Origin of the sequence: Micromonospora sp. 15K316 (genome assembly GCF_004348525.1) — a bacterium.
In the GTDB taxonomy this organism is placed as follows: Bacteria; Actinomycetota; Actinomycetes; order Mycobacteriales; family Micromonosporaceae; genus Micromonospora.
The window spans coordinates 1-5331 of the sequence record NZ_SMKG01000319.1; the positions used below are offsets into that span (position 1 = coordinate 1).

Consider the following 5331-nt stretch of genomic DNA (forward strand, 5'->3'; position numbering starts at 1 on the left):
CAGGTGGGTATAAGAGACAGACGCCGAGGTGGGCGCGGTCGGGGCGTGCCGGGTGAACCCGCCGTCGGCGGTCAGCCACACCCGCCCGTGCAGGTGGTGGTCCACCGGCATGGCCGCCGGGTCCTCGGTCTGCCGGATCGCCCACCCGCCGTCGCGGGCTGCGCTCCGGTACGACTCGACCCAGCCGTGGCAGCCGGTCGTCGCCGACCCGCACAGCAGGATCAGGTTCTGCGGCCGGTTGGTGTCCGGCCGGTGGTCGCGGCCCTGCCGTGCCCGCCGGTGCTGCACCGACCAGTCCCGGCCGCGCATCCCGGCGAGCACGTACCGGCCGCAGCGCACGCAGCGGCCCTGGTCCCGGACGGCGACGACCTGCACGGTCGCCGCGTCCGGGCCGGTGTCGGTGGGCCGCTGCACCCGCACCGTCGGCTTCCGGTCGAGGCCGGCGGTGCGGGCGAGCGGGGCGGACCGGTTGACCAGCGTCGAGTACGGGTGCTGGTTACCGGCGGCGGCCAGGGCGGCGCGGCGCTTCGCCGACATCGGGGACAGGGCCGACCGCTTCACGGCTGCGGCACCTCGGCCACCGTCGGCAGTTCCAACGGCCGCGTGCCGGCGGCGATCTCGTCGGCGAGCTGGACGATGAGCGACTTGGTGTCCCGGCTGGCGGTCAGCGAGATGGAGCCGAACGTGCCGCCCGGCCGCCATTCCACGCCGGGGATCTCCTCGCCCTGCGGGTCGCAGGCGGGCGCGCCGCGGCTAACGACACCCTCGAAGAATTTCCCCTGCCAGGCCGGGCGGACCCGCTGGATCGTCTCAACCTCGGTGGGGTACCGCTCGGCGACCCACGCCAGGAACGCGGCCTCGTCCACGACGGCGACGGACGGGTTGGACGTTGATCCGGACGCGGTGATGCCGGGGGTCTTCCAGCTCGGCACGATGCCCTGGTCGGCGTACTCCTTCTCCGCGTCGGCGTTGAGGCTGCGGCGTAGGGCCTTCGCCAGTTGGTCGCAGGCGAACAGGGCGCGGATCCTCTCGGCCCGGTTCATGCGACAGCCGCGGCGATCTGAACGGCAGCGTCGGTGTTCGACGTCGCACCGATTGCGATCGCGGCCGACGAGTCCGCGTCGTCGTTGCGGCGTGACCCTCGCTCGTCGTCGGCCTGCGCGACCTGGGCGGCGCGGCCGTTGGCCGGGGCCTGCTCCTGCGAGTCGGGCATCTGCGGCTTGCGGTCGTGCACGAGTCGGGTGAGGTGCCGCGACTCGACCTCGGTGATCTTCCCGTCCTTCAGCGCGGGCTCGATCTTGGCGAACGCCTGCCGGAGCTGCGGGGTGCTCTCGGCCGACTCGATCGCCAGCTCGATCACCGACGCCATTTCCGACAGCGGCGCGTCGCTGCCCGCGACCATCGGCACGATCTCCCGGGCGCTCGACCCCTGCGGGTTCCACCCGTACCGCTCGAAGATCAGCCGTTCCAGGGTGAAGCCCGGAAGGCCCTGCTCCCGGTCCACCCCCGGCTGGATGCCGTTGACCACCGCGCGCAGCTTGATCAGCTTCGGGTTGCCGTCACGGGTCATCCGCACCCAGATCGGCATGGCCGAGGCGAACCCCTTCTGACCTGCGACCTTCCACGTGGTCTTACCGCTGACCGGCTTGCCGTCCTTGAAGGCGGTGACCTCCTCACCCCGGGACAGCAGGACCACGATGCCCCGGGTGGTGAGGAAGACGCTCATGAGCTTCCGCCAGCGGGCGGTCGCGTCGTTCCAGAAGTTCGAGGTGATGTCGATTTCGGCGTTGGGGTTCTCGGCCAGCTTCTCCCGGTTCGCGCGGGTGTTGCGGGCCCGGTTGTCGGCCCACTCGCTGAGCATGTCCCAGACCGCGCCCTGCTGGTCGACCACCAGCACGGGCGGCTTCTCGCCCGCCTCGGCAGCGCGGGCGGCCTCGTCGCGGAAGTCACGGGCGGCCCGGTACAGGGCGGCGTAGTCCCACACCTTCGCCCGGTTGCCGGGGAGGACGATCTCGTAGCGGACGCCGGGGATCGCGCCGTACTGGTCGGCGGTCGTCTCGTCGCCCAGCTCGATCCAGTAGGTACGGCCGACCTTGTCGGAGGCGGACAGTTCGGCGGCGGTCCAGCTCCGGCCGGACCCGGTTTCGCCTTCCAGCAGGACCACCGGGGGTGGGACCTCGCCGGTGGGCTTGCGGGTGATCAGTGCCATGTGTGGTGCTCCTGTGTGGTGCGTGGCCGGTGGCGGCCGGTGGTCAGTGGTGGTCCTGGGGGGGTTGGGCGGCCCGGCCCGTCGGAGACGGTCGGTGCGGGCACGGTGGCCGGCGGGCGTGCTGCCAGCGGTCCGGGCCGCCCTCGCGGTCAGTCCTCGACGTCGTCCGGGTCGGGGTACTCGCGGTGCACGAGGGTCACTGGGCCCCGCTCGGACAGGAGCCGGTCCGGCGACATGGAGCCGCTGTGCGTGTTCTCGCTGGCGGACGTCATCCGGGTCTCGACCCGGTGGCTTGTGCCGATGCCGCTCTCGTAGCGGTAGACGAACCAGAGGGTCTTGTAGGCGTCGCGCCACAGGTCGCCTTGGATGGGCGGCCACTCGGCGGGGGCGACCCGGGTGACGTCGACACCCTCGCGGTTGGGGTTGATCGTGATGAACCCCTTGACCCCGTTGGGTTCCGTGCCGGGCAGGTTGATGGCCAGGGCGTGTCTGCTGACCTCGACGATGGTCGCGTTTTCGATGGTGATGTTGACGTGTTCGCCGGGCTTGAGGTCGGTCATGGGGCCTCCTGTCGGTGCGGGTCGGGTGTCTCCCAACACCCAAAACCTTACCGTATTCCTTACGGTTCTCCATAGGGTTTGGCTGTGAAATTACGACCGGTTTTCCTCCCGGTCCCTGCGCCCGTGCCTCACCCCGAGCAGCCAGAACCCGCGCCACAGCGCGCCCACACCCAGCCAGAACGCCACCACGCCAACCCCCGGCACCGGCCCCGTCGCGTCCGCCCACACACCACCCGCGACCAGGACCACCCCGACCCCCAGCAAGTCCGCCGCGTTCACTCGCCGCCCCGCTGCTGAGGAACGCGGGACCCGCGCTCGACTGTCGGCAGCAGCACCCGGCCACCAGTCCAGCCCGGCAGCTGCGCCGCCCGTTCCGCCGCCGGCCGCGGCCCCGGAACCGGGGCGCGGCCCACCGCCCGCACCACCCGCGTCATCCGATACCGAGTCGCCGGGTGCCGGAACCGGGCGTGCTGCCGGGCGATCGCCCGCCGCCGCGCCACCCGCCGCCACTCCCGCACCAGGTGGTAGATCAGCCCACCCCCGACGCAGGCCATCAGCGCGCCGAGCAGGTAGCCGCCCGGCGCGTTGTTCACCATGAACCCGATCACCGCTGCCGTCCCCGCCGGTGCCGGCCCGCCCGGGGTAGCTCCACCGTGTCGATCGCGTTCTCCGATATCAGCCCGGCCAGGCCGACCCGGGTGCCGGGCGCGGGCGGGGTCGTCACCCCCAGCCGGGGCGGGTCCGCTGGTGCAGCCCACGCCACCCCGAGCCGGGACCGGTAGCCGGACGGCCACGACAGGACTGCCTGCGCCGGGCTGTCTGCGGCGGGGTCGGGCCAGCAGTCCGGGCACGGCCGGCACCCCAGCCCGAACGCCAGCGCGGCCGTCTCCGTCCGGCCCACCCGGTCGAGTCCACACCCGGACGGCCGGTGGAACTGCGCACCCACGGTCGCGTCGGCAGGCAGCACCACCGGGTCGAGGACACCCAGACCCGCAGGCAGGTTGACCCTCATCCGAACACCACCCGCGCCAGCAGCCAACCGGCCGGCACCAGCGCCAGCACCACGATGAGCGGCGCGTAGTCGAGCAGCACGTCCAGCAGCGGCGACTCCTTGTCGTCGCGGTCCACGCCCAGCTCCAGCGGCTCAATTGGGGCCGGGGCGGGCGGCACCAGCCGGGTACCGACCCGGCGTGCACGTCCGGGTCGTGTCCAGGCGCTCACCGGGCACCCGCCAGGGCCCGGGCGGTCGCCACGTCCTCGTCGAGCGCGAACGCGGCGGCCAGCTCGACCGGGTCGGCGGTGCCGTAGGTGGCGCGCAGTTCGGCGACGGTGACGGGCGCACCAGCCGCATCGCCGGGGCGCACCCAGTTGTCGTCGGGGGTGTCGGCCGGCAGGTGGGCGACGGTTTCCCCGGTATCCGGTGGGTCCTGTACGTTGACGGTCATCTGGGACCAGCTCCCTTCAGTTGGTGGTTCCGATGAGCCCCCCGAGCCGGGTCAGGTCCGGCGGCGGGCATTGGAAGATCGGGCGGACGCCGGCCAGGGCGTCCGCCCCTTTCCGTCATGCAGGGGTGTGTGTGCGTCGCCGCTTCACGGCGGACCGGCGTGCCAGCTCGGCCATGTCGGCGCGCAGCAGCAGGGCCCGGATGCGGGCGCGTTCCGTCTCGTCGGTGATGTCGGCGGGGACCTGCGCGTCGTAGCGGGCCATGCGGGCGGCCTGCGCGGCTGCCTTGCGGCCTTCCTCGTTGGTGCGCAGGGCGGCGCGTCGGAGCCCGCCGATGCGGCCGATCTGCTGGTGGTGGGTGGTCGCCTCAGCCATCGGTGGTCACCCGCTCGAACATGCGGTCGAGGGACCAGCGGGCGGTGTCGGCGAGGTGGCGGGCCTCGGACATGCGGATGTCGTAGTGGCCGTTGCGGAGCCGCCACCAGGTCATCTTGGGGAAGCCGAAGCGCGCGCCGAGCGCGTCGGTCGAGTTGATGCCGGTCACCTTCTTCAGCCGGTTGACACCGGCGTCGGTGAGACGCCACCGCGGGGGCGCATCAGTGCTGATGTCCCGTGAGCTGGTTTGCGTATCAGCCATGATGCTCAGCTTGCACGTATCAGACTTGATACGCAAGAGGGCGCGCAAAACGACCCTCTGGGGGGTGACTTTTCGGCTCTATAGTTACCCGGGTGAATGCTTCTGCCTGGGGAACGGTCTACCCGTCGGCGACCGCCGCCGGGTATCAGAGCCGATACGTACCAGCGGTGGTACATGACAGGTGGTCTGACCAGCCGTATCGTGCAGCCATGACCAACGGGGGCGCGGACGGTGAGGGTCCCCTCGTACGCCTCGCCAAGCTCATCCGAGACGCCCGCACCGAACTCGGCTGGACCCAAGACGAACTCGCGACCGCCAGCGGTGTATCCCGCCCAACCATCCAGCGGTACGAGAACGCGAAGACCAGCACCCCTGAATTCGAGCTTGTCCGCGCCATCGTCGTAGCGCTCAACGTCGACCCCCGCGAGATCCCCGTCGCCCTTGGTCTTGTCACCCGCGACGAGATGGGCCTGCCCCCCGAG

10 protein-coding genes are annotated in these 5331 nt (G+C 71.7%); 1 reads left to right on the plus strand and 9 read right to left on the minus strand.

Annotation, left to right across the window (positions count from 1 at the left end; translation table 11 throughout):
• The 9 genes from E1211_RS30495 to E1211_RS30540 all read right to left on the minus strand — a co-directional run.
• Window positions 1-561: hypothetical protein (locus E1211_RS30495; protein ID WP_132353434.1), on the minus strand; the 561-nt coding region annotated here is incomplete at its 3' end.
• Window positions 558-1043 carry a hypothetical protein gene (locus E1211_RS30500; protein ID WP_132353436.1) on the minus strand — a complete coding sequence of 162 codons (486 nt, stop codon included), beginning with the start codon at window positions 1041-1043 and terminating at the stop codon, window positions 558-560. The genes E1211_RS30500 and E1211_RS30495, both read right to left, overlap by 4 nt.
• Window positions 1040-2209 carry a hypothetical protein gene (locus E1211_RS30505; protein ID WP_132353438.1) on the minus strand — a complete coding sequence of 390 codons (1170 nt, stop codon included), beginning with the start codon at window positions 2207-2209 and terminating at the stop codon, window positions 1040-1042. Before E1211_RS30505 ends, E1211_RS30500 begins: the two co-directional genes overlap by 4 nt.
• A gap of 149 nt (window positions 2210-2358) precedes the next feature.
• Window positions 2359-2769, minus strand: coding sequence for a hypothetical protein (locus tag E1211_RS30510; protein ID WP_132353440.1), 411 nt, complete (start codon window positions 2767-2769; stop codon window positions 2359-2361).
• A gap of 275 nt (window positions 2770-3044) precedes the next feature.
• Window positions 3045-3377 (minus strand): hypothetical protein, encoded by a 333-nt coding sequence (locus E1211_RS30515; protein WP_132353442.1) that lies wholly within the window; start codon window positions 3375-3377, stop codon window positions 3045-3047.
• On the minus strand, window positions 3374-3781 hold the full coding sequence (locus E1211_RS30520) for a hypothetical protein (protein ID WP_132353444.1): 408 nt from the start codon (window positions 3779-3781) through the stop codon (window positions 3374-3376). The genes E1211_RS30515 and E1211_RS30520 overlap by 4 nt, the downstream gene beginning before the upstream one ends.
• Before the next feature lie 205 nt (window positions 3782-3986).
• Entirely contained in the window at window positions 3987-4214 is a 228-nt protein-coding gene (locus E1211_RS30530) for a hypothetical protein (RefSeq protein ID WP_132353448.1), read from the minus strand.
• Window positions 4215-4329: 115 nt separating this feature from the next.
• On the minus strand, window positions 4330-4587 hold the full coding sequence (locus E1211_RS30535; RefSeq protein WP_132353450.1) for a hypothetical protein: 258 nt from the start codon (window positions 4585-4587) through the stop codon (window positions 4330-4332).
• Window positions 4580-4849: a hypothetical protein gene (locus E1211_RS30540; protein ID WP_132353452.1), complete on the minus strand. Its 270-nt coding sequence runs from the start codon at window positions 4847-4849 to the stop codon at window positions 4580-4582. Before E1211_RS30540 ends, E1211_RS30535 begins: the two co-directional genes overlap by 8 nt.
• A gap of 209 nt (window positions 4850-5058) precedes the next feature.
• On the opposite strand from E1211_RS30540, the gene E1211_RS30545 reads away from it, so the two are divergent.
• A partial coding sequence (locus E1211_RS30545; protein ID WP_132353454.1) for a helix-turn-helix transcriptional regulator occupies window positions 5059-5331 on the plus strand: 273 nt, incomplete at its 3' end.